This is a genomic window from Vibrio penaeicida, from assembly GCF_030689305.1.
In the GTDB taxonomy this organism is placed as follows: Bacteria; Pseudomonadota; Gammaproteobacteria; order Enterobacterales; family Vibrionaceae; genus Vibrio; species Vibrio penaeicida_B.
Genome location: NZ_JAUYVM010000004.1, coordinates 305,189 through 329,915 on the forward strand (window position 1 = coordinate 305,189; position 24,727 = coordinate 329,915).

20 protein-coding genes and 1 tRNA gene are annotated in these 24,727 nt (G+C 40.1%); 10 read left to right on the forward strand and 11 right to left on the reverse strand.

Translation table 11 applies throughout. From position 1 onward, the window contains the following. Positions 1-45: 45 nt before the first annotated feature. The gene (locus Q8W40_RS09445) at positions 46-279 is read right to left on the reverse strand and encodes a DUF3389 domain-containing protein (RefSeq protein WP_305396917.1); all 234 of its coding nucleotides are present in this window, start codon (positions 277-279) and stop codon (positions 46-48) included. Continuing rightward, complete coding sequence (locus Q8W40_RS09450) at positions 279-722, reverse strand: hotdog fold thioesterase (RefSeq protein WP_305396918.1); 444 nt, start codon at positions 720-722, stop codon at positions 279-281. The genes Q8W40_RS09445 and Q8W40_RS09450 overlap by 1 nt, the downstream gene beginning before the upstream one ends. 65 nt (positions 723-787) lie before the next feature. On the opposite strand from Q8W40_RS09450, the gene Q8W40_RS09455 reads away from it, so the two are divergent. The 4 genes from Q8W40_RS09455 to Q8W40_RS09470 all read left to right on the forward strand — a co-directional run bounded on the left by Q8W40_RS09455 (position 788) and on the right by Q8W40_RS09470 (position 6,300). Continuing rightward, positions 788-1,567 (forward strand): M48 family metallopeptidase, encoded by a 780-nt coding sequence (locus Q8W40_RS09455; RefSeq protein ID WP_305396919.1) that lies wholly within the window; start codon positions 788-790, stop codon positions 1,565-1,567. Between the two features lie 273 nt (positions 1,568-1,840). Beyond that, the gene (locus Q8W40_RS09460; RefSeq protein ID WP_305396920.1) at positions 1,841-3,091 is read left to right on the forward strand and encodes an outer membrane protein transport protein; all 1,251 of its coding nucleotides are present in this window, start codon (positions 1,841-1,843) and stop codon (positions 3,089-3,091) included. A gap of 14 nt (positions 3,092-3,105) precedes the next feature. Further along, entirely contained in the window at positions 3,106-5,559 is a 2,454-nt protein-coding gene (locus Q8W40_RS09465; RefSeq protein WP_305396921.1) for a VolA/Pla-1 family phospholipase, read from the forward strand. 183 nt (positions 5,560-5,742) lie between these two features. Then, positions 5,743-6,300: a PhnA domain-containing protein gene (locus tag Q8W40_RS09470; protein WP_305396922.1), complete on the forward strand. Its 558-nt coding sequence runs from the start codon at positions 5,743-5,745 to the stop codon at positions 6,298-6,300. Positions 6,301-6,385: 85 nt separating this feature from the next. Here Q8W40_RS09470 and Q8W40_RS09475 read toward each other — a convergent pair whose 3' ends face one another. Beyond that, positions 6,386-6,577 (reverse strand): hypothetical protein, encoded by a 192-nt coding sequence (locus Q8W40_RS09475; RefSeq protein ID WP_101114459.1) that lies wholly within the window; start codon positions 6,575-6,577, stop codon positions 6,386-6,388. Positions 6,578-7,284: 707 nt separating this feature from the next. Here Q8W40_RS09475 and Q8W40_RS09480 point away from each other — a divergent pair. Then, positions 7,285-8,922, forward strand: a complete 1,638-nt coding sequence (locus Q8W40_RS09480; RefSeq protein WP_305396923.1) for a methyl-accepting chemotaxis protein — start codon at positions 7,285-7,287, stop codon at positions 8,920-8,922. Positions 8,923-8,963: 41 nt separating this feature from the next. On the opposite strand, the gene Q8W40_RS09485 is transcribed toward Q8W40_RS09480, so the two are convergent. Further along, the gene (locus Q8W40_RS09485) at positions 8,964-9,812 is read right to left on the reverse strand and encodes a LysR family transcriptional regulator (RefSeq protein WP_305396924.1); all 849 of its coding nucleotides are present in this window, start codon (positions 9,810-9,812) and stop codon (positions 8,964-8,966) included. Positions 9,813-9,969: 157 nt separating this feature from the next. Between Q8W40_RS09485 and Q8W40_RS09490 the strand changes: the two genes are divergently transcribed. Next, on the forward strand, positions 9,970-10,626 hold the full coding sequence (locus Q8W40_RS09490; RefSeq protein WP_305396925.1) for a glutathione S-transferase family protein: 657 nt from the start codon (positions 9,970-9,972) through the stop codon (positions 10,624-10,626). 107 nt (positions 10,627-10,733) lie between these two features. Here Q8W40_RS09490 and Q8W40_RS09495 read toward each other — a convergent pair whose 3' ends face one another. Then, on the reverse strand, positions 10,734-12,662 hold the full coding sequence (locus Q8W40_RS09495) for a DEAD/DEAH box helicase (protein WP_305396926.1): 1,929 nt from the start codon (positions 12,660-12,662) through the stop codon (positions 10,734-10,736). Between the two features lie 380 nt (positions 12,663-13,042). On the opposite strand from Q8W40_RS09495, the gene rnb reads away from it, so the two are divergent. After that, on the forward strand, positions 13,043-15,013 hold the full coding sequence (gene rnb, locus Q8W40_RS09500) for an exoribonuclease II (RefSeq protein ID WP_305396927.1): 1,971 nt from the start codon (positions 13,043-13,045) through the stop codon (positions 15,011-15,013). 245 nt (positions 15,014-15,258) lie between these two features. After that, positions 15,259-16,089, forward strand: coding sequence for an AraC family transcriptional regulator (locus tag Q8W40_RS09505; protein WP_104402098.1), 831 nt, complete (start codon positions 15,259-15,261; stop codon positions 16,087-16,089). Positions 16,090-16,152: 63 nt separating this feature from the next. On the opposite strand, the gene Q8W40_RS09510 is transcribed toward Q8W40_RS09505, so the two are convergent. After that, entirely contained in the window at positions 16,153-16,512 is a 360-nt protein-coding gene (locus Q8W40_RS09510) for a DUF3024 domain-containing protein (protein ID WP_126606435.1), read from the reverse strand. A 267-nt stretch (positions 16,513-16,779) separates the two neighbouring features. On the opposite strand from Q8W40_RS09510, the gene Q8W40_RS09515 reads away from it, so the two are divergent. Next, a complete protein-coding gene (locus Q8W40_RS09515) occupies positions 16,780-17,598 on the forward strand; it encodes a phosphate ABC transporter substrate-binding protein (RefSeq protein WP_305396928.1) in 819 nt (272 codons plus the stop codon). 62 nt (positions 17,599-17,660) lie between these two features. Here Q8W40_RS09515 and Q8W40_RS09520 read toward each other — a convergent pair whose 3' ends face one another. Beyond that, positions 17,661-18,347, reverse strand: coding sequence for a MaoC family dehydratase (locus Q8W40_RS09520; RefSeq protein WP_305396929.1), 687 nt, complete (start codon positions 18,345-18,347; stop codon positions 17,661-17,663). Positions 18,348-18,694: 347 nt separating this feature from the next. On the opposite strand from Q8W40_RS09520, the gene Q8W40_RS09525 reads away from it, so the two are divergent. Next, positions 18,695-18,785, forward strand: a tRNA-Ser gene (locus Q8W40_RS09525). A 285-nt stretch (positions 18,786-19,070) separates the two neighbouring features. Here Q8W40_RS09525 and Q8W40_RS09530 read toward each other — a convergent pair. The 4 genes from Q8W40_RS09530 to Q8W40_RS09545 form a co-directional block, all read right to left on the reverse strand. Beyond that, positions 19,071-20,180: a hybrid sensor histidine kinase/response regulator gene (locus Q8W40_RS09530; protein ID WP_305396930.1), complete on the reverse strand. Its 1,110-nt coding sequence runs from the start codon at positions 20,178-20,180 to the stop codon at positions 19,071-19,073. A gap of 45 nt (positions 20,181-20,225) precedes the next feature. Further along, positions 20,226-22,904 carry an ATP-binding protein gene (locus tag Q8W40_RS09535; RefSeq protein WP_305396931.1) on the reverse strand — a complete coding sequence of 893 codons (2,679 nt, stop codon included), beginning with the start codon at positions 22,902-22,904 and terminating at the stop codon, positions 20,226-20,228. Positions 22,905-22,990: 86 nt separating this feature from the next. Then, positions 22,991-23,590: a hypothetical protein gene (locus Q8W40_RS09540; RefSeq protein ID WP_305396932.1), complete on the reverse strand. Its 600-nt coding sequence runs from the start codon at positions 23,588-23,590 to the stop codon at positions 22,991-22,993. 23 nt (positions 23,591-23,613) lie between these two features. Continuing rightward, positions 23,614-24,441: a sugar ABC transporter substrate-binding protein gene (locus Q8W40_RS09545; protein WP_305396933.1), complete on the reverse strand. Its 828-nt coding sequence runs from the start codon at positions 24,439-24,441 to the stop codon at positions 23,614-23,616. Positions 24,442-24,727 lie beyond the last annotated feature (286 nt).

The window sequence follows — 24,727 nt, forward strand, 5'->3', positions numbered from 1 at the left end:
CACCAAGAAAGCCTAACTGTATTCAGTAATTTAGATAATCATCAATTACTGAATATGGATCCCAATATGCTTCGAAAGTTCCTTAAGTTGCTCCTCATTATCAAGTTTTACCGACCACTTTGTTTCCGAACTATTAGAAGTTATAACATTGGCACCCTTCCCTATAAGTGTAATCGCATCAACCTGCGAGTGCAGCGTGGTACGGTGATCGCCATCAATCTTGACGACGATTTCGTGAAGTGTCGTTATTACTTTTCCGCTTTTAAAGGTGATAACCATTAAACCGATCCTTTTCGAGCTTTTACTGCAATCGTTAAACGGCTGGTACAAATTAAACGGTCTTGCTCATCAACCAAATTTATTTGCCAAACCTGTGTTGAAATCCCTAAGTGCAATGGGTTTGCTGTTCCTGTTACTGTACCCTTTCGCACAGCCCGTACATGGTTGGCGTTAATATCTAAACCGACACAATAGCGTTCATCATCAACCGCAAAGTTAGCCGCAATAGAACCAAGCGATTCGGCTAACACAACAGACGCGCCGCCATGAAGCATGCCAAATGGCTGGTGAGTAATGGAACTTACTGGCATGGTCGCACTGATAGTACTCCCAGTGATCTCGGTATATACAATATTCAAATGTTCCATTAGCGTGTTTTTAGAAGACGCATTCAAAATGTCGAGACTGATGTCTTTCTTCCATATACTTTCTTGTTGTGTCATTCAAATTATCCTGCTTGAAGTGATATAATTTAAAAAAATCTGAAACATAAACATGGAGCCCGTTTATGATGTTAAAACGGATTGCTATCGCTTTAACTGCTGCAACGATGATCGCATCTTGCACTACTTCGCCTACTGGTCGTGATCAGCTTCTTCTCTTTTCTTCAAATGATATGGCTAATTTAGGCGCCAGTTCATTCGAACAGATGAAACAAAAAGAAAAGATTAGCGATAATAGCAAAATTAACACGTATGTACGGTGCGTTACTGACTCCATAACAAAATCGATACCAACTCAACTCAACTTTAAGGAATGGGAAGTCGTTGTATTTGTGAGCGATCAAGTTAACGCATTTGCGTTACCTGGCGGGAAAATTGGCGTCTACACTGGATTACTTAAAGTCGCAAAAAACCAAGACCAACTTGCAACCGTTATTGGACACGAAATAGCACACGTTTTAGCTGACCATGGTAATGAACGATTGTCTAGCTCGCAGCTAGCGAACGCAGGTTTGAAATTAACAAACATCAGTCTACAAAATTCAGAGTACCAAAGTTTAGCTATGGGTGTGCTAGGCATTGGCGTACAGTATGGGGTTTTAATGCCTTATGGTAGAAGCCAAGAGTCTGAGGCCGACATACTTGGGCTAGAACTAATGGCAAAAGCCGGATTCGATCCTTACCAAAGTGTTGAGCTCTGGAAGAATATGGCTGCTGCTTCTGGCGGAAGTAATCCACCGGAGTTGCTTTCAACCCACCCGTCAAATTCTACTAGGATCACTAACCTTTCAAATCAAATTAAAACACTAACTGGTACGATCAGTAACAAGCCAAATTGCACTTAAGCTATTGATATAACAATTAATAAAGTGAAATTCATGCATAATATTTAACCCATCGACTCAATTATGTTAATTGGGTCACATATGTGTTTGTAATTTTTAGAATCCCTAGTAGTAATCCTTTCTTGCGTCGCATAAAATCCCACCCACCTCTCATTTCATACTAATGATTTAAACAACTGTTTAACAAATCGGAAACATATCTCTAAGATTAACCGTAGCCAAAATGGCTAATCCCACTCATATAAATACAAGTCTTACCCAAGGGGACCAAGGATGAAAATTAAGCACTGCTCTCTGCTTACAATATCCATATTGTTTGCGTGTAATGTAAATGCAGCCGGATTCCAGGTTGCTGAGCACTCCGCTTCTGGTTTGGGGCGCGCATTTTCTGGTGAGGCTGCAGTAGCCGATAACGCCAGCGTACTTGCACGCAACCCAGCAGCGATGACACTTTTTGAAAAAGCTCAAGCCTCTGGTGCTATTTCTATTGTCGACCCAGAAGTCGATGTGAATGACGTAACCAACAACCAATATTCCAAAGATGTTGCTCCAATGCAGTTTGTCCCTGCTTCTTATTACATCAGCCCAATCGATGATAAGTGGGCTTGGGGTGTAGGTCTTTTTACAACTTATGGTGTGGGCACGGATTACCCAGACACAATTGCAGCAGGCGATATGTCAGGTAATACTTCTCTTGCTTCTGTTAATCTAAACCCAAATATTGCCTACCGCGTTAACGAAAATTTCAGTGTAGGTGCAGGTGTAAACCTAGTTTATGCCATAGCAGAATTGGATCGCCATAAAGGTTCGTTATACCCATTTATTGGCGGTAGCGCGTCAGACAAATTAATTTCAATGGAAGGTACAACCTTTGCGTTCGGTTGGAATATTGGTGCCCTATACGAAGTAAATGAAAACCATAGATTTGGTTTCGGTTATAGATCTTCAGTTATATTGGATTTTGACGATGGAAAATTCACTGATCACGGCGGTACAAGAGTTTCTGATTCGAGCAAAAATCCTGTCAAGGGCCAGCTAAAAATCGAGTTACCTGATATCGTTGAGTTATCGGGCTTTCATCAGCTAGACAGCCAATGGGCTGTACATTATAGCTGGCAACGCACCATGTGGAATAAATTCAAAGAACTTAGAGCAACAAGCCCTGATTGTGATTTAAATGACGGGATCTGCTTCTTAAAGGAAGAGGATTATTCTGATAACAACCGCTATTCTGCTGGTGCAACATATACAATGAATTCCGACTGGACTTTACGTGCTGGCTTAGCATTTGATGAACAAGCAGGAAAGACGACACTAAGTATCCCTGACTCTGATCGTATTTGGTATTCAGCTGGTGCTACCTACGCCTACAGCGAAAATCTCACTTTTGATGCTGGTTTTGCTCTTGTTAAAAGCAAGAGCGGAACATTTAAAGAAACGAATGCTGGCGAGCAAGAGCTGACTTTTGAAAGCTCTGGTTCCGCTTACATTACTGCACTTCAAGTTAACTACACATTCAATTAATCGAGGAATATCAGATGTCTAAGAAATTCTCAATTAGCTTGCTTGCGTCTGCACTAATCCTTGTAGGATGTGGAAACGATAATAAAGTAACTGGCGATCCAACCAACAACCTAGAGCCCTATCTTACGGAGTCCGTGAACAGGGCAACAACGATCAAATTTACCTTGCTAGGAAAAGACGCAAGTGTACCAGTACCTACTAACCTCTTTTTGAATCCAGAAGACGGTACTTTAAACATTCCATCTGGTGTCGACACTTCCATTTCGAACCCTCGAGTAGGAATGGGCTATGCAGATGGTTTTTCGACTTCAACACCAATTTATATATCACTTGAAGGCAAGGGCTTGGCTTCCCAAACTGTCTCTTCTGGTGTTCGAGTTTTTAAATTGGCGAAGAAACTGACAGACAAAACGCTAGTTCCTACTGACGTTACAGAGTTGACTTTCGGCGTGCATTTTGTCGCTCAATCTGTAGCCAAAGCCAAGGATGATAGTGATAGTACGTTGATTATAGTACCTATCAAACCATTTGATGAAAAGTCTGAGTACATGTTTGTTCTTACCGACGACATTTCAGACTCAGATGGTAATGCAATCGGAACATCTCAAAGCTATGCAAGCCTAAAAACATCTACGGTTACCTATAAATCAGGTAGCCTTGCAAGTGCGCAAGCTTTGATTAAAGGACAAGAAAAAATCGCTGCCTTAAAAGGCATAGATGCAACTAAAATTGTTTACAGCGCTTGGTTTTCAACACAGTCTGTGGGCGATGTTCTATTTTCCACTACGGCTAAGTTAGCCGGTTATCGTGATAGCTTGGCAGCACTTTGGAAAGATTCGGCAAATCCAAACTCTTCTGATCTAAGCGCAGTTTATGGAATGACATTTGGAACTACGTCATTATTTTCTACCGCATTATCTAACGATTATGCATTCACAAAATACGTGGCGGATGGTGATGCTACAAAATCGAGTGCATTACGCACAGGCATTCAAACCATCTATACAGGCGGGTCAGTAAACTTTGCCAATGTAAACGTTTCAAGAGGCACGGTTAAGCTCCCTTACTTCTTAGAGAGTTCACTTAGCAGCTTTTCTACTACGCCGTTTGAATCTGCAATGCCAAGCTTAGCGGTTATAAATAACGCACTTCAAGATGATGATTTGAAAGGCGTGATTGGGGCTCAATTGATTGCAAAGAACATCAACCCAACTCAATTAACGAATCCAACTGAACAAGAAAAGCTAATTGGTTTGGACTTGAAAAAGCCTGATGGTAGCGCACTAGATTCATCACGCATAACAAGCCAATACTCATACGTACCGAAGATCAAATCAGTTAAGGATGTTCCGTATATACTATTCACTCCAAATACAGTAAATGCGAGCACAGAGCTGGTAATTTATCAACATGGTATTACATCAGCAAAAGAAAACTTGTATGCCTTTGCTGCTAATTTAACCGATCAAAACCTTGCTGTTATTGCTATCGATCACCCGCTTCACGGCGAAAGATCATTAAGTGACACAATTTCTGCAAACAACGATGCTTTGTACTATCTGAATCTTAAAGCACTACCAGTAGCACGAGATAATATGCGTCAAAGTATTTTAGATTTAATCGGACTTAGAATTGCTTTAGGTAAAGCGAGCTTTGCTTCTACCCCGCTGGATGGAATTACCGTTTCAGACACTAATGTGAAACTACTTGGTCACTCGTTAGGCGGGATTACTGGATTTACATCCCTAGCAACGGCTCAAGCGGCATCAAGTGTTGTACCTGGCTCTGATAACTTCTTGAAATTTGGCTCTGGGGCTTATCCAAATGCAGGTGGGCATGTCGCTGAATTACTCTTTGCTTCGGAAAACTTTGGACCGCAGATCAAACATAACCTAGCAAAAGAAGCCGATAAATCTTACGCAAGTTATGCTGCAAGCTGTACATTTAAAGATGCAGTCTGCTACACCAACTTTGCAACTGCAAGCCCAAGCTCTGCAAAAGAAATTGAAGCTCAACTAATTCCATTCAAAGTCGCCGCTCAAACGCTGGTTGACACAGTCGATCCCTACTCCATAGCTTCAAGTACAGGCTATTTTGACAGCGGAAATGCGTTTCCAACGATGCTTGTTCAATCCGATGGTGATAAAACTGTACCTAACAACGGATACACAGAGCAGGATCCTACTAAAACGCCGCTTTCCCCTACAGCTGCATTTGTTGGAACAGAAGCATTCGCCACAAAACTTGGTCTAACTTCTATTACTAGCTCTTCAAATACTACGTATACAGGCTCTAGACCCTTTGTTCAATTTAACGGAACAGCTAGCCACTCGAGCTTGATTGGTCCTAGGGAAGACAACTCCGATGTTACTCATGTACTAGAAACAAGAAAAGTTGTTGCTGATTTCTTGGAAAACGACGGTCTAACTACCGCGGTAGTCAATACGCCAGTCTCTGTTCTTGAATAATCTTGAGTCTTTGTAATATTCGTAAAAGAGCCTTCGGGCTCTTTTTTTATACCTATTAAATATGAAAAAATAGATTGAAGTATGAAATAGAAATATCGGGACATTAATAGCATCAATGCCCTTTTAATCGTAAGGATAAAATGCATAATACACATCACTTATTCCTACAAAGGTAAGACCTTAATGTCTACTGAATCTACTCTGATAGAGCGTTGTGGTTCACAGTGCGAATTGTGTGCATCTCAAGCGCCTCTGCAGCCTTATATTGTTGCCCCACATTCCATGGTAACTGTTGACCACGCCATTATGCTTTGCGGAACATGCTTAAACGAAATTGAAGAGCCAAAAGATATTAATCACTGGCGCTGCTTGAACGACAGCATGTGGAGCCCTGTTGCTCCAGTGCAAGTTACGGCTTGGCGTCAGTTAAAGCGTTTGTCTGCAGAAAGCTGGGCGCAAGATGCTCTAGACATGATTTACTTAGAAGATGACGTGGCGAAGTGGGCAGAGATAGGAATGGACGACGACGTTGAAAAACCACGCGACGTTAATGGTTTAGAACTCAAGAAAGGTGATGACGTAACAGTCATCAAGGACCTACCAATTAAAGGGTCTAGTCAAGTTATTAAACAAGGTACTGTCGTTCGTGGTATTGGGTTAACCGATGACCCTAAACATATTCAGGGCAAAGCAAATGGTCAGGCAATGTTTATCATTGCCGAATACTGCCGAAAAAAGTGATAGTAAGTTTGTATTTGACATAAAAAAATGCCAGCTAAATATGAAGTGACCCCATAAAGCTGGCATTTTTACTTGCGAAAAAGTGTTAGCGATAAAGTCCGATATCGCGTTGTAGGTAAGATGAAAGTTGACCAACATTGTGCTTTGGTTCTACTTTGCTTTCTACGAACAAGATATCCAACAAATGAGCAATCAATCCTTTGATATTTAACGCATAGGTCTTTGATTCCATAGACCCTGGAGCAGCTACTGTTTCAATGTGCATTACCTGTGCCATGATTGCCTCACAAATTATTCTGTTTTCTCGATAGCTCAGATAATATTCGTATTCCAAAAATTCAAAAAATGACTTTTATTAGAAATTCGGATTAGATTTCCTAATGAAACAAATCATTAACACAACCTGTTTTAGTAAACTATTTATAGTGACTTTTTATTCAAATAAGCCTTTTGAATTGGTACTTACTTAGAATATATATTCACAAGCATATTTAGAATTTACAAATAGAGAACATAGATATTTTTCATTTAATTGGAGTTATCATTAGATATACATTCCCAACTTTTATTTCATAGCACTTCTTATCAATATTGCCTATTACTCAACAGGATTAAACGCAACATGTGCAACTCGATTTATATATAAAGCTCATAACCTCATTATTGTCACCGTTCTTATATTTTTCATTCGATTACTTTCTTATGTGCTAACCATCTAAAATATAATATTTAGTTTTACTTAACTATTTATTGCAAATCTTTCTGTGCTAGAGAACTAAATTTAATAAAAAGCTCAAAGTAACTTTACTGTTACATGCTGTTACACAGAGCATCTGAAATAAACGTATGTTGTTTCAAACACTTAACATAGTAAGCTGATAGTACATAACATTATGAGTTAATTACGTATTTCATTTATTCGATAACAGAATAAAATCAACGCCCATTTTTAAAATGTTTCGATGTGCAATCAATGGAGTACACATGCTTAACCGCCTATTAAATCGACTTAATGTATCAGCAAAAATACAGCTGATTATCATTGTAGCTAGTCTCATAATTTTTGGCGCAAAGCTATTTTCCGCATTGAACCTAAAAGATCAGATGATTAACGAAAGAAAGCAAGCTGCCGAATCTTTGGTTCAGAGTGGTATTAGCCAAGTTAATCAAATTGAAAAACTCGTCACTCAGGGAAAGCTTTCATTGGAAGAAGGTCAAGCCAGAGCGATAGATCTGATCAATACAAAGCGATATGGAAGTAGCGGTTATTTTTGGCTTAATGATATAGACGGTGTAATGGTCACACACCCTATTAAGCCTGAGCTCAACGGCAAGAATATGGTCAGACACAACACTGCTTATATCTCGAAAGCGTTTCGACAATTTGTTGATACTGCTCGTACAGAAGGCAGTGGTTTTGTTGCTTACGACTGGCCAAAGCCGGGTAGCAGCGAATTAGAAAAGAAAGTTTCCTTCGTTGGAAAGTCCAATCAGTGGAATTGGGTGTTAGGAACCGGTGTATATTTTACAGATGTTGAACAAGCGTTCGAAGATGAATTAGTAACTACGTTAGTTCATACGTTTATTTTTGTTGTTGCTCTTGTCATTTTCTCAAGCCTAATTGCTCAAAACATATTAAAACCATTAAATAAACTTACTCGAACCATGTCTCTTATTGCCGATGACAAAGACTTGTCTATTGTCATGAAAAACAAAGGCAAAGATGAGCTGGCCACAATGGCAACGGCTTTCAACAAGATGAATACGAATCTTCGTGATGTCGTAGTAAATATCCATGGAAACACTGATTCATTAGCCTCTCAGGCTGAAGAGCTGTCTAGTGTGACACATCAAATCCAATCAGGTATTCGAGATCAAAAAGAGCAGACACTTGCAGTTGCTAACCGAGTAGAACGGCTTACTCTCTCAGCAGATTTAGTTTCAGAAAAGGTAGAAGTCGCATTACTCACGACTAGGGAGTCGACCGATACTATTGCAAGTGGTACCCAAAGCGTCCATGAAAACCTCGATGTCATTCAAGGCGTTGCGGAAGAGGTACAAGCTACCGTAAAAATTGCGGAAAACTTGGAAGCATCCTCCAACGAAATTGGAGATATTCTTGATGTAATTAAGCAAATTGCCGAACAAACAAACCTATTGGCGCTAAATGCTGCCATTGAAGCTGCACGAGCTGGTGAGCAAGGTCGTGGTTTTGCAGTTGTCGCTGATGAAGTTAGAACGCTCGCCCAACGTACGCAAGAATCTACTGGAAATATCCAGCGTATAATTTCTGATCTACAAACGGGTGTACAGCACACAGTCAACTCGTTAGAGAACTGTCAACATAAAGCAGAGCTAGGGATAGAAAAAGCGACAAACTGTGGCGATGCCTTAACTAGCGTACAAGCGTCAATTAAAACACTGGCTGAAATGTCTACCGACATAGCGAACTCAGCAGAAGATCAACGACATCAGATACTCAGTATTGGAAACAGCATATCCAGTATTTCTGAGGTCGCGGAACAGACGGAAATTGGAACTAGTCACACGTCTCAATCCAGTGAGCAGCTAAGCGTTATGGCGCAGCGCTTAAATGGGCTAGTAAACGCATTTAAGGTGTAGGTTTTTCTTATTCTATCTAAAGGGAGCACTCGCTCCCTTTTCTATTTATATAGAGTTTGATATTTGTCGCTCAGACGCCTTGCAAGATCTTGTGGAAACTTGTTTCGTGCAATGGACGACGTAACCAAAACAATATCAATATTCGGTAGTTTGGGTAACCAAGATAATTCCAACTTATTAACACCCTCGCCTATGCTTTTAGAAGCCATAGCCCCCAATGCTAACCCCCTTTTGACGATACTTCGTTGTGCCACTGCGCTTCCACAACTGGATATTATTTGGAATGGAATATCTCGCTTTATAAGCCCTTCTGTCGCCGCATGATAAAACTTACAGTCTTTTTGAAATAGAGCGAGTGGCAAGGGCTTTCGTTCCAATATTGTTTCGTTGTTCCCAATAAACCAAACTCCAATGTCGTTAGAAAGTAAATACCCTTCTTCACTGTTAGGTAGCCGAGTGACAATACCAACATCAAGCCGTCCACTGTCAAGCATGATCCGTACTCGGTTACTTGGAGCACAAGTGATTTGTAAGTCTAAGCTGTCAAACTCCTCATGCAGTAAACTCACTAAGTTTGGTAACATGGAATCTGCATAATCGTCTGGGCAACCCAAGCGAATTACAGTTTGAGTTTGCTGGTTCTTTATTTCGCTAACCGTTTCATCGTGTAACTGGAGAATATTTCGTGCATATAAAGCTAACCTCTGACCGTCACCGGTTAACGCTAAGTTCCTTCCCTCTTTAACAAACAAAGGCTTATCAAGTTCACTTTCAAGCTTTTTCATTTGCATGCTGATTGCCGATTGGGATTTAAATGTCTGTTTTGCCGCTCTCGTGAAACTACCGGTATCGACAAATGCCAAAAAGCTTCGCAGTGCCTCAATGTCCATATCTAATCCTATTTAGTACGACTCTGAACATATTCTCGTATGAGTAATGCTCAAATCACCCATTCATAATTTGAATACAATCTATAAAAACTACGAATTAGTTTCGTTCGCTTCTTTTCATTAACTTTAAATGAACTTCATCCACAAGGAAATGCGAATGCTGTTAGTTATTGGAAATAAAAACTACTCAACCTGGTCGTTACGCGCATGGCTAATACTATATAAATCAGAGGTTAAATTCGAAGAGAATCTAATCCAACTTGATACGCCGGAATTCTATACATTGATAAAAAAATTCAGCCCCGCACAAAAAGTACCAACCTTAGTTGATGGTGCTCTAACGGTTTGGGATTCTCTTGCCATCTGTGAATACATCAATGATTCTTATATGTCAGGTACAGCTTGGCCGGAAGACACAGCACAAAAAACGAAAGCAAGATCACTCGCATCAGAAATGCATTCGGGTTTTGTGGCATTAAGGAATGAAATGCCAATGAATATTCGAGCAAGAAGAAGTATTGACCTTTCGCAAGCAGCCAAAGCTGACATAGCCAGAATAGATCAAATATGGTCTGAACAATTTAGAGCGTTTGGAGACAAAGGAGGTTGGTTGTTTGGGCGCTGGAGTATTGCAGACGCTATGTACGCTCCTGTCGCACTTAGATTCCAAACATACGGTATTGAGTTATCGCCAGAGGCTCAGGCTTATCAAGAGCATGTTATAAGCTGTGACGCGACAAAAATATGGATAGAGGATGCGTTAAAAGAAGAAGAGATCGTTAATAAGGATGAAGCTGGAACGTCGGTACTATAACAATATATGCTGATAAATATAATTATGTCTGGACGATAGAAATAAAGCTGAAAATCTCACTAATTGAATATTAAAAAAGCAGGTCCAAGGACCTGCTTTCTTCAATTTTACGCTTCTACGCTGCGTGTGCGAGGCGCTCTTTCGCCACGATGGCTTCCACGGTGATCACCACCTCGGTTACGATCGAAACGACGCTCGCCGCCTTCACGGTTTCCGCGACCTTGTCCACCTTCACGGTTTCCGCGACCTTGACCACCTTCACGGTTTCCACGACCTTGACCACCTTCACGGTTTCCACGGTAGCCGCCGCTACCACGGTGACCTTCGCGACGTCCGCCTTCACGGCGACCACGAGATTCGCGGAAATCATCAAAATCACACACAACCGCACCCACTTCTTTTTGGCGAATACGCAGTTTGCGTAGTTTACCAGCCACTTCAGAAGTCATTGCTTTAGGAAGCTGTACGAAGGTATGACCTTGCGCAAGTTTGATTGCACCGATAGAACCTTTGGTCAAACCTAGCTCGTTAGCTAAAGCACCAACGATATCTTTGACCTGTACGCCTTGCTCACGACCAACCTGAAGCTGGTACGTATCCCAGTCTTGGTTGTTATTGCCGTAACCACGTGCACCATCACGACCACCATCGCGACCACCTTCACGGCGTTCTTTACGACGTTTCTTATCACGCTCAATCGCTTCAATCATTGGATCTTCACCAATGTAGAACAGTGGGCGTTTGCCCTGTTGGCGCTTAAGAAGAATCGCAGCGAGTGTTGCAGCATCGATTTCCAGAGACTCTTGAAGTTTTTCAATCAAGTCGCCGAACTTGTCTAATGCTTTGTGCTCTTTTTCAGCAGCAAGTTCATTACCAAGTTTAACCAAACGAGCTTCCGCTACTTTGTCGCGAATAGGAAGTTGGATTTCTTCCATAGATGACTTAGTCACGCGCTCAATGGTGCGAAGCATACGGATTTGGTTAGTACGAACAAGAAGAATCGCTTTACCTTTACGTCCAGCACGACCAGTACGACCGATACGGTGGATGTATGACTCTACATCGAATGGGATGTCGTAGTTAAATACGTGAGTGATACGTGGAACATCAAGACCACGTGCAACAACGTCTGTCGCAACTAGGATATCAATAACACCTTGTTTGATGTGATCAACAGTACGTTCACGCTGAGACTGAGGAATGTCGCCGTGTAAAGCAGCTGCTTTAAAGCCACGCGCAGATAACCAATCAGCTAAACGCTCAGTATCTTGACGAGTACGAACAAAGACAATAGATGCATCTGTTTCTTCCGTCTCAAGAAGACGAGACATTGCTTCGTCTTTTTCAACACCTTTAACAACCCAGAATTGTTGTTCTACTTTATCAACGGTGTGGTTCTTACCTGCTACATCGATGTGCTCAGGGTTACGAAGGAAGCGCTCTACAATGTTTTTTAGCATCGGAGGCATAGTTGCAGAAAACAGTACGCGCTGCGCTGTTTCTGGCGCTTGTTCCATGATCCAAGTTACATCGTCAACAAAGCCCATGTTTAACATTTCGTCAGCTTCATCAAGAACGAATGTGTGAACTTCGTCTAAGTGTAGACGATCACGATTGATCAAATCTTGAACTCGACCAGGAGTACCAACAACAATGTGCGCACCCGACTTAAGTGAACGCATCTGATCAACGATAGATGCACCACCGTAAATCTCTAGAACTTTAAGCCCTTTGATGTTTTGACCTAGATTTTTAACTTCAGCGGCTACCTGAATAGCAAGCTCACGAGTTGGGGCAAGTACAATTGCCTGTGGCTTACGCTGGTTTAAGTCAAGCTTATTAAGGAGAGGAAGAGAGAAAGCTGCAGTTTTACCCGTACCTGTCTGCGCTTTACCTAGAGCATCTTTTCCTTCAAGAAGATGAGGAATAGCTGCTGCTTGAATTGGAGTTGGAGAAACAAACCCCATACCTTCAAGTGCTGAAAGAATGGCGTCATTAAGTGCTAATTCACTAAACTGAATTACAGAATCTTGCATTGGGATCCCACTATATTAAAACAAAAACAAACGGTCCCACGTGCTCTACCAATTCCAATACCAATCCAGAAGGTATACTGACTCCGTTCAGATGCGGATAAGTAATAAAACGCATCAAGCCGCTAGGGACATCATTAAGGGAGACGGATTCTGCCTGAAAAGCACAAGAAATACCAGAAAAAATTGAAATTCATCACATTTTTCATTGTTTTCCTCTTTTCTGGGTCATCAAATGGACATATTGCACACTTTTGCATCTTCGACCCCCTACTTTATAAAGCTTTCAACCCCACTAAATAAGGGGAAAATTTCGACTTTATCTAGCATTGGAGAAATTCAGACTATATAGTTAGGCGGATAATTAACAGCGACCAATAAAGATGTTTCAAGATAACCCGTTACTAGCTCAATTAAAGCAGCAAATAAAAGAAAACCTTCCAACTAAAGAAGGGACAATTAAAGCGACAGACAAAGGCTTTGGATTTTTAGAAGTAGACAGTAAGACTTCTTTCTTTATCCCACCACCTTACATGAAGAAATGTATGCACGGTGACAAAGTAGAAGCAATCATCCGAACTGAGAATGAAAAAGAAGTTGCGGAACCAGATAAGCTGATCGAGCAGTCTTTGACTCGCTTTATTGGCAGAATTAAAATGTTCAAAGGTCGCTTAAACGTGATCCCAGACCATCCCCAGCTTAAGAAATTCTCATTAAAAGCAAAAGCCAAGAAAGGGCTAAACCCAGAAACCTTAAACGAAGGTGATTGGGTAGTAGCTCATCTGACACGTCATCCCCTTAGTGGCGAAAATGGTTTCTTTGCAGAAATTTCGAAAAAAATCACCGACGCGAACGACAAGATTGCACCGTGGTGGGTAACACTAGCCCAAAATGACTTACCAAACAGCGAACCGGCTGGCGTTAAGAATTGGGAGCTTAAAGACGACGCTGATCTTGAGCGTATAGATATGACAAACGTTCCTTTCGTTACGATTGATGGCGAATCAACGAAGGATATGGACGATGCGTTGTATGCCAAGAAAAACGACGATGGTGGTTTTGATCTCACGATTGCTATAGCTGATCCAACTGCCTACATCACACCAGATGATGAAATGGATAAGGTCGCTAGAGACCGTGGATTCACTATTTACATGCCTGGCAGAAACATTCCAATGCTGCCACGTGATTTAGCTGATCAACTTTGTTCTCTCTTGGAAGACGAAATCCGCCCTGCCCTTTGTTGCTCTGTCTCAATCGATAAAGATGGCGTTATAGGTGACGATATTCGATTCTTTTCTGCGAACATCAAATCGCATGCCCGATTAGTCTATGACAACGTTTCAGATTGGTTAGATACAGGTTCCTCAGACAACTGGGAACCTAGTGATGTTATTGCTGAAGTAGTAAAAGATTTGCATGAGTTTGCACTAGCACGCGCAGATTGGCGTGAAAAACATGCCGTCGTTTTTCCCGATCGCCCAGACTATCGCTTCGAATTAAGTGAAGACAACGACGTTATCGCAATACATGCTGATTCACGCCGTACCGCTAATCGCTTAGTTGAAGAGTCTATGATCACCGCAAATATTTGTGCGGGTAAAGCGCTTAAAGAACGTTTTGGTACAGGTGTATTCAATACACACGCTGGTTTCAAAGAAGACAAGTTGACTGAAGCATTAGAGCTTATCAACACTGACAACGCTGAACCATTTACCGCTGAAGAAGCCAAATCTCTAGAAGGATTCAGCAAAATTCGTCGATGGTTGAGCAACCAAGAGACGTCTTATTTAGATAATCGCATCCGAAAATACCAAGCATACAGTGAAATGGGTAACCAGCCAGAAGCGCACTACGCCATGGGTTTGGATATTTACGCAACGTGGACGTCGCCTATTCGTAAATACGGTGACATGATTAACCACCGTATGCTTAAAGCACTCATCCTTGATAAGGAACCAATTCAAAAGCCAGATGATCAAGTTGGTGAAGAATTGGCGCTTCATCGCAAGCATCATAAAATTGCTGAGCGCAATGTAGGTGACTGGCTATATGCACGTACATTGATAGATGCCCCTAAGAACAAAACTTGTTTCCAAGGAGAGATTTTCGACGTAAACAGAGCAGGCGTACGTATTCGTATTTTGGAAAATGGAGCGTCTGCTTTTATACCGAGCTCACAAATTTTAGATACTAAAGAACGCATTGAATGCAACAGCGAACTTGGTCAAATCATCGTCGATAAGTCTGTGGAGTGGCAACTAGGTGATGTGCTTGAAATTATCTTGATCGATGTCAACCTTGAAAATCGTAACCTTGTCGCGAAACCAACTAAAGTTTTTGGAACAAAGTAAACACTTCTCAAAGTTTATATAAAAAATAACCACTTAAGAGCTCTCTAAGAAAGGAGAGCTCTTTTTGTTTTCATTAAATAAAATGCTCATTTCAGTTAAAGCAACGCCTTATCAATTACTTACGCTAACAAACTTCTAGTTGTCTCATTAATTGGCATCAGTCATAATTCAGCTCAACTTTCCTTGATTTCAAAAACTCAATAGAAATAATTAAGTTACGGAAGAAACAAAAACAGAGAAGTGCTATGGCGAATGTAACCCTACAAAAGTTCAGCAATTTCCAACAACGAGATCGTGATAGATATCACGCCGCCAATCCAGTCATTTTTATGGTGATTGAAGGCAGCGCTTCATTCAAATTTCCCGATGGCGTTATTGGAAAGTTAAGCAGTGGAGAATTTACTTTATTGGATATCTCACTGCTGACCGATGTAAAAACAGATCTTGAGAATAACGCAATTAATGCAACAGCTATTCATTTAGATACATCAATTTTACAAAGCATCAAAGCTGGCACTGAAGATTACGTCTTTGGTAAGCAAGAGAATTCCTTTGTTAAATTCGATTCTGATGATGTCGTCGCGCAATCCATCCAAGATTTGCTGATCGGTATTCTGGAAGAAGCAAAAGGACCAAACGAAACGGCAGAGTTTCTTGCTAGAGCGCTTGTGAGCGAGATGCTAAAAGTGAACCCAAGCCTTAGACGCTTGATTCACAACTCATTTGAACTAAAAGTTAGCCAGCGAGTTATTCAACATATTGAAAAAAATATTCGAAGCGAAATCTCGCTTGAAAGCGTTTCTCGCACACTAGGAATGTCTCCAGCGACGCTTAAGCGACGTTTGTCTGCCGAAGAGCTATCGTTTTCGCACCTATTGAAGGAAAAGCGTATAAACTACGCAGCGAACCAACTACGTGCTTCTCATGAGTCTATTTGCGAAATTGCTTTCCAGAGCGGCTTTAAGAGCGCTGCACACTTCAGTACCGCGTTTAAGAGCATTCAAGGCATGACGCCTAAAGAATTCCGCTCTCGCATTAACTGGAACCGTGAGGAGCTCAGACACGCCACTATGTGAACCTCGTTCTCATAGCGGCGTATTGAAATGAGATAAATTCGCCCATTTGTTTTTAATGAGGAATCAGTACCAAATACAATTCTCTTGGTCTGATTCAATCACCGAAAACACTTGTGACAAATCTCTACTGCGTGGCACCACCGGGTGTGGGTGCCACACTTTTGACAATGATTCCTTCTGACGTTTATTGACGAATAATTGCCAAGTATGTTCATCTGGATCAAATTCTACTTTTGCTACATCTTTTGAATAATCTGGGTGCCCTGAATCCAGTTTAAAAAAGGATTTAGTGAACAATACCCCCGATTCTAGAACCTCAAAATGCGCTTTTCCATGCTCAATGGGCAAGCCTTGGTTTCTGTGTTCGCACAGTTTGCTTGCCAGCTTATCGAGGCGTTGGCGGTCAATATCACATACCAACATGGATCTATCCTCCTTCCTTTACCCCACAATAACTATAAACCCACTTCTCAGTTTTATCCTTTTTTGAGCGTATATTTTCATCAATTACTCACCCAGGATGACTCTATATCTGTTCTTTCAGGGTTAAGCGTTTTCAAAAGAAAGGACTTAAGTGAATCAAATATCAGTAGAGTTATGTCATTACTGCTTGTAAAAAGCGGATTCACAAAAATGTCATTGTTACGACATATGATGGCTCGAAATAATATCCACTATATGGAGTAATCTATGTTTCGCGTTGCGTTTGCCGCTTTACTTTCCTTGTTTGTTTTTTCTGTACATGCCACTGAAATCAATGTTACTGGTTCAACATCCATGAGCCGTATCATGGATGTGGTTGCTGAAAAATACAATTCAGAGCACCCTGACACTTTTATAGCTATTCAAGGAATAGGTTCAACCGCTGGAATAACTTTGGTAAAGAAAGGCGTAGCTGAAATAGGGATGAGCTCACGTTATTTGACGGATGCAGAATTCAACGAATCACTCGCTGTCTACCCCATCGCATTCGACGGATTGGCGGTCGTTGTTAACCGCGCTAACACCATAGAAAATTTATCGCGGAAGCAGCTGACAGATATTTATTTAGGGAAAGTGAATAACTGGCGACATCTCGGAGGTGAAGATCGTACTATCGCTGTAGTAACAAGAGAAACCTCATCTGGGACTCGTTACAGTTTTGAAAGCTTGCTTGGGCTAACTAAAGTCGTCAATAACCGCTTAGTTTCCAATATTAACGCTGAAAACCTAGTCGTAAACAGCAACAGCATGGTGAAAACCATAGTGAACCATAACCCTCAAGCGATTGGTTTTATCTCTATGGGCTCTGTTGACCGCTCTGTAAAAGCGATATCTTTTGAAAATGTAACACCAACAAGTCAGAACATCGCAAATAATAAGTATGAACTGTCACGACCATTTCTATTGTTTCACGAAAAAGAGGCGATTACAGAGCAAGGTAAGTTGTTCATAAAGTATGTTTTGTCGGAAAAAGGTCAGACGTTTATTGAGGACTACGGGTACACCGGAATTCACTCTTCCGATTAATAAATGACACCCAAAAATATAAAAAGGCTGCCATTTGGCAGCCTTTTTGCGTCAATTAACGACTATATTACTAATCTAATTACCGACACAACAACACAACCAGGTCGGCGAATGCCTTCAATTTCCACTTTAATTTCACGCTCAATTTCTATGCCTTTAGAAACTGGAGTTACTTTAAGGAGCTTACTTCTGGCACGAATGCGATTTCCAGCTTTCACTGGATACGGGAAACGAACATGATTTAACCCAATGTTTACCGTCATTTTTGCAGCAGGGAACTGCGGGTTTTCGGGGTCAACACTGTCAGTGAGCTTAGAGAGCATCGACAATGTAAGAAAGCCGTGCGCAACTGGTGTTTTGAACGGTGACTCCTGAGAAGCACGTTCTGGATCAGTGTGTATCCACTGCATGTCTTCCGTTACCAAGCCAAATGCGTTAATTCGCTCTTGGTCGATCGTAGCCCAATCACCAACATGAATCTCTTCATTTAATTGGTTCTGTAATTCGAGATACAGCTTTTCCGCCTCTTCCGACATTGAAATAAGCGTTTTGTCTACTTGTGGAGACTCTTCATTAACTGCAGGTGTACTGTGATCTTTAACCCATGGAAAAAGATGTTGCGCGTGCGCTCTATTAACAATATCACTCCAGTACTCACGCAACATCGGAGACATCAATTCACGAAACTCGAAATGATGCTTCCTAGCAAGTGACTCACTTTTGTGTTTGAGAATATCAACAACTTTCATATTTTACCTTACTACACAACAACTCTCATAAGAGTTCTTAATAGTAATTTTGAATGAGATTAGTAAAAGTGGCAAATACTTTCGGGCGAACAGGTGTTGTCTGAAACACCATATATCTTTACAAAACAAAAGGTTAAACAATAAAACAATATTTTATTATCCCCTTCGCCACAAAAGAAATTGATTATATTTCTAACATTTTGCTATTTATTGCTCTCTTTTATCAACTCAATACAACGTGAATGAGTGCGAAGACATCACATTGTTCAAAATACCACCAAACGTTTTGAAAACTCAATTTAATTCTTTACAAGGATCGAGCATTTACATAATATCTGCACCGCAACGGAGAGATGGCTGAGTGGTTGAAAGCACCGGTCTTGAAAACCGGCATACGTTAATAGCGTATCTAGGGTTCAAATCCCTATCTCTCCGCCACATTGAAAAAGGGCGCTGTTTTTACAGCGCCCTTTTTGCGTTTTAGTCATAGAGAGTTCCCCCAATACAGATACGCCTCTTTTCACTTGCTAGGTGCAGTCTCGAAGAGTATTCGCTGTTCGGTCTTCTAGTTGTCAAGTGTACATAAGATGTGGCTAACATATGGATGGGCGAGCATCCGCAAAGGAAATTGCTCTTAGTTCGGTTTTTTAGAGGTTAACGAAACGAGAAGAAATCGAGTGAGTTAGTGCTTATGCTAGGTGGCTTAGTTATCTTATGTTCACATTAGTTAATCGGTATTCTTATATTATATTTTAATCCGTCTTCCGACTTCACGTGAATACTTCCTTCTAGTCCCCATATTACTGTCATATAAATAATAGTTGCACTGAAGCCTAAGTGTTTGTCTATTCTCTTGGTTGTGAAGAATGGGTCAAAAATTTTTTCTAAGTCATTAAAATCCATGCCGACACCATTATCTTGATATGTAATAACAATTTCCCTACCATTTTTATCTAGGTTAATATCAATCGCCTTATTACCACCATCAACGAATGCATGATCGAGAGAGTTTTCAATTAATTTATCAAATAGTTTGATAATAAGTTTCTTCTTTGTTGAAATAACAATATCGTTGCAAACCAGATTTAGCGTAACATTATTATCTTCAAGTTCTTTTTCTTTAGATTTACTAATATCACAAATAAGATCTTGAAGGTTTACTATTTCTATATCGGGAAGATCATGTACTGACAATGTTTTAAATGCTGTTATTAATTGATTTAATTTATTAAGATTTGTAGTAATCAGCTGATATATACTTTCTTCCTGTTCAATCCAACTTATTATATCATCGCGTGTAAGTTTATTTGATTCTAGTTTCCCATTCATCCTATTCGTTTGATCTAGAAGATGGCTACTTGAGGTAACGCATACTCCAATAGGCGTATTCATTTCATGCGCAACTCCCATTATGATATTGATCATGGTTGAAAAAAGTTGTGCGCGATACTTCTCTTTTTGTGCTTCTAATATTGATAGTACGCTTTTAACACGAATGAGAACTTCCTTGGCTCTGAATGGCTTAGTTATATAATCGTGCCCTCCCGCTGCGAATGCTTCCTCAATTGAATTGGTATCCGAATTGGCACTAATAAAAACAACAGGAATGTCACATAACTCAGGGTTTAATTTTAACTGTCTACACGCTTCAATCCCACTAATCCCAGGCATGTTAATATCCATCAAAACCAAGTCCGGAACATTATTAGCAATGCTTTTTATGGCCATTTCACCATTTATAGCCACTCTAATGTTATAACCTTCACCAGTCAAAATTGATTCTAGGAGTTTTAGATTAGCAGGTGTATCGTCTACTATCATAATGTCCTTCATTTTAACTTCCCCCGCTTTTAGTGCAAATACAACACATGCATTCAATCACTTCTCTTTAGCCTTTAATTTCAACAAAAGATTTGCTAATTCAAAATCTTCTAACATTTCTATTATCCACTGAGACTCATTACTTAACTCGACTGGCATTTCCTCACATAAGTTTATCGCGCTTTTTGTGTCCCCCATTTCAATAAGCTCAATTAATGAGTTGTTTTGCTCTGGAGATAGTGACTTTAAATTAATTTCTTGAGATTCTTCTTCATCTTTTACTTCATCATTATTTGAATTCGTTTCAATAACTGAATAGTCTAAATAGTTAATCAAACTTTTAATTAGTGTTTGCTTTGCTAAAGGTTTAGTCAGTAGGTCGTTACATACTTTGAGTAATTCTTGTTGTTCGTCGACCATTGCAGAGGCGGTAACCATCACTAACGGCATACAATTAGATCCCAAATCCTCTCTGAGTTTAACGCATAGCTCTTGCCCATCGATAACAGGCATTTTTAAATCTGTAAGAATTAAATCTGGTTTAAAACCATGTATTTTTTCTAGTGCGTCTTGCCCATTTTCAGCTTCCATTATGTCGAAAGACCAATCGGACAAGTAACTCGATATAAGGCTTCTGTTGTATGGGATATCATCGACGATCATAATTTTCGCTGGTTCAAATTCGATCTTTTCGAAGGGAATTTGAGGGCTTTCATTAACAATGTCAGGTAGTTGTGTATCACACCTCTCAACGTTGGGTATCATAATGCTAAAGCGTGAACCCATATTTTCACCTTCACTCGATACATTGATCTCCCCCCCCATTAGATGCACAATTTCTAAAGTAATGGCTAACCCGAGGCCTGTACCACCGTATTCAGAGCTTTTTTGACCTGACATTTGTTCAAAAGCATGAAATATACACTGCTGCTGAGATTTTGGAATGCCTTTCCCTGTATCGATAACATCGATGTAGATATCGACCTTTCCATCAATACTTGAAGGCGTTGTCCTAATGCTAACTTTGACGCTACCGTCGCGTGTAAATTTAACGGCATTGCTACAAAGGTTTATCAATACTTGTTTGAGTTTCAATGTATCAAGTAATACACAGCTTTCTAATTCATCACTGGATTTGATTTCAAAAAGGATATCTCGTTCACTAGCCTGCTTATAGAAAAAGCTGTGTAGCTCATTTAAGAGTTGCTTGAGCGATGTGGGGTTATATTCCAGCTCCATTTTGCCCGATTCAATTTTTGCAAGATCGAGAACTGAATTGATCAAGGCAAGCAAAGTGTTACCCGCACTGCTGATTGCTGATAAATAGCCAATGCTTTTAGTATCGTGTATCTGCGACTTTAGCATTTCAGAAAAGCCCAACACTGCGTTTAATGGTGTTCTCAACTCATGTGACATGTTAGATAGAAACTGACTTTTCGCCTGATTAGCCCGCTCTGCTTCGTCTTTGGAAATTTCAGCTTTTTTGCGGGCTTCTTCAGACTGCAACTGTGCCACCGAAAGTTCTTCAGTTCGCTCTTTTACACGCATTTCCAAATCTTGGTTTAACCGTTTAATATCGGCCAGCATTGTCATTCTTAAAATCGCAGTAGCCCCCATTCTAAAAAGGGTCGAAACAAATTCGTTTCCGACGTACTGACGCTGCACACTTCCAACCTTGCCTCTTGTATCGAAGATGGCGATGACCTTCTGTTCATGAATCATGGGTATGCAGCATCTCAGATCCGAATTGTTCTCTGCGAATTCTGTTTGTTTTTGATTGATTGATTTTAATAGTAGGTCGTCAATGGTATGAACTTCATCAGCACCTTTGTAAGCCTGCTGTCTTGCATCATTCCATAGATAAATCTCACAAGAGTCCAGCCGTAGATAGCTCATTAGAACGTTTTTAATAGTGGTTAATATATAAATTTCCGATTGCTCACGGTTATCTACCGAAATAATTTCAGAAAGTTCTTCTCCCGTTGTGTTTAAGGTATTTAAATCGGATATTTTCTTACGAATCGAATCTCGCATGATCGCAAAGCTATTGGCTAAACTTCCGATTTCATCTTTTCTTTCCTTTTCTATATCACAGGATAAATTCCCTTTGGCCAACTCATCTGAAGACACTTTAAGTTTTTGTAATGGATTGATGACGACAATCATAAGAATCATATAAATGGCAGTGTAGAGCACCGTAAATAGCACGATACTTTCTACTATGGTATTTATTATTAAGTCAGTTAATTTTTCTCTTAGAAAATCCTTCGTAATATAGACCTTTGCAACCCCTATGATTTCATCATCTGCAGAGTTACCTGAACCCACTGAATTAAAAAGAATGTTTTCTTCCTTGTAATAGAGGTTTTCATTGATATCCTGAAAATCTTCGTTTAATCCAACCAGTTCCCAGTTTTCATCTCTAGTTTGACCATGTGTCACGTAGGTGTTGGTAGAATCTTTAATAAGGATTGAATGAAACTCTTTATCATTCATTTCAGATATAATGATTTGATATACCTGATCACTATAAATGTTATAGAGTAACTTCCCTAACCCCAACGACATTCGGGTTAGGGTTGCGTCCATTTTCTCTTCGACTTGTCTTTCTAGTTCTTTTTCTGACTGGTAGTAATTAAGCACACCTAAAATGGTGCTAATAATAATGAATACGATTAGAAGAGGGATTCCAAGTTTGCTACGAATACTGTTGAATAAATTGGAATTTTTTATCATTTTATATTCTGCTTAGCTAGTGGAACTATGCAAATGAAATAGATGCGTATGTTTACCTACGCATCTCGTAGTAACCGTAATACATATCAAAGTTTTCCAACATCAAGCAGCGTGTATATACGGTCTTCTTTTCCTAAGTTTGCAATAGCCTTTACAGCACCTTCATTCAGCACATCCACTGAAGACCAGATTGCCCCCTCAAATTCAGGGTTTTTCTTCAAAAATTCTTCTACTGCTGCTTGTGCTTCTTGTACAGACTTATCCGAAACAGTAACTTGGCTTCTCCCCATAAGCTCAAGATTACTGTAGGTTTTCAACACTCCATCCATGACCCTTGTTCTTCTTCTAGAAGCGATATTCTCTTCTGATGTAACAACCAATAAATCCGTCTTATTGTTTTTTGTCATTTTATCAAACAGCAATGGTGTAATTAGCGCTGACAGGGTGTAATCATTCAATGTTTCCCCATCATTCGTATCTGTTCCCCAATTATCTTCAATTGTCGGCCAGGATGAGGATTGGATGTATTGGTCAGAAAACTCTCCGGTTTCACTCCATGGAAACTTACCAATTTGCGGAAGGTTGTTTTTAGTGGCAAGTATTGTGGGTACATACAAGTTATAAGGTACGACATCACCACAATAAATTTTCTCTGACTCATTGTCTTTATTGAAGATATCGTTCATGCAGTCTGCCACCTGTCTTCCCATCATCTCGAAATTCTGAGATTCTGAGATTCTGTTGCCAGAAAAGGAGGCCTTTGCCTGATCATGTCAAATGTCCATTTGTTTCCATCGATACCTGTGGTGTATACACTGTTCCCTTTCTTTGCATTTAATATGGCTTGCGTTGCTCCTGCTGCGGGCTCATCCCATGCAGCCCAAACCGCGCCATCGAAATCAGGATTGTTTTTAAGATAATCCGACACAAAATTCCTTGAATCCTGCACTTGTCCGGGTATGCTCGTGTGGTGCATTTTTACTAATTTGATATCGGGATACTCAGCCAATATCGCTTCCATTATGTCCGTTCTTTTTCTAATACCGTGATGGTCTAACCAAGTAACAGCAAGTAATTCCTTTTTGCCATCGACGAGCATTTTATCAAACAAAAACTTGGTGATTCGAGCTGATAAAAAATAATTATTTGAAGTTATATTTGTTACTACGTCCTTGTGGAATCCTGCATCCCCATTTATTACCGGAATACCAGCATTTTTTGCTTTCAAGAGTGCGGATTCAATTAAGTTAGGATCGAGCATGTCATTAAAAATCGCATCTACTTCCCGGTCGACAAAATCATCAAAGTAATCATCGGCTTGACTATAGTCTCCGAAAATTTCGGCTTTAATTACATTCCATCCATACTCCTTGGCTCTTAAGGAAAAAGAATTACCGAACCGGAGCATCGTATTTGATTGAAAATCAACGGTAATTATAGCGACCGTTTTCTGTTTTTCTTCGGCTATCGAACTCAGAGGACTTATAATTAATATTGCAAAAAATGTCACCAGTAACTTTGCTCTAAAATTCCACATTTTCTTACCTAAAACCGTTTTAAAATTTAGAGAATCAACCTTGTTTTTTTAATTATTCATGCTAAGGCTGAATGAAATATATAAATGTGGAGACCTCTCTCTGTCAGGTTTTACTGTCTAAATAGCTATGGAGGAAACGCACATTTAAAAGATAGTTTAGGTTTCTTTAAAACTCCAACCATCGAATATCCGAGTCAAAAGCATTTTATTTTCATACCAATGTTCGAGCGTTTATTCAAACAATCATACCCAGTCATTTACATTCACTTGGGGGAATAGAGTGGAC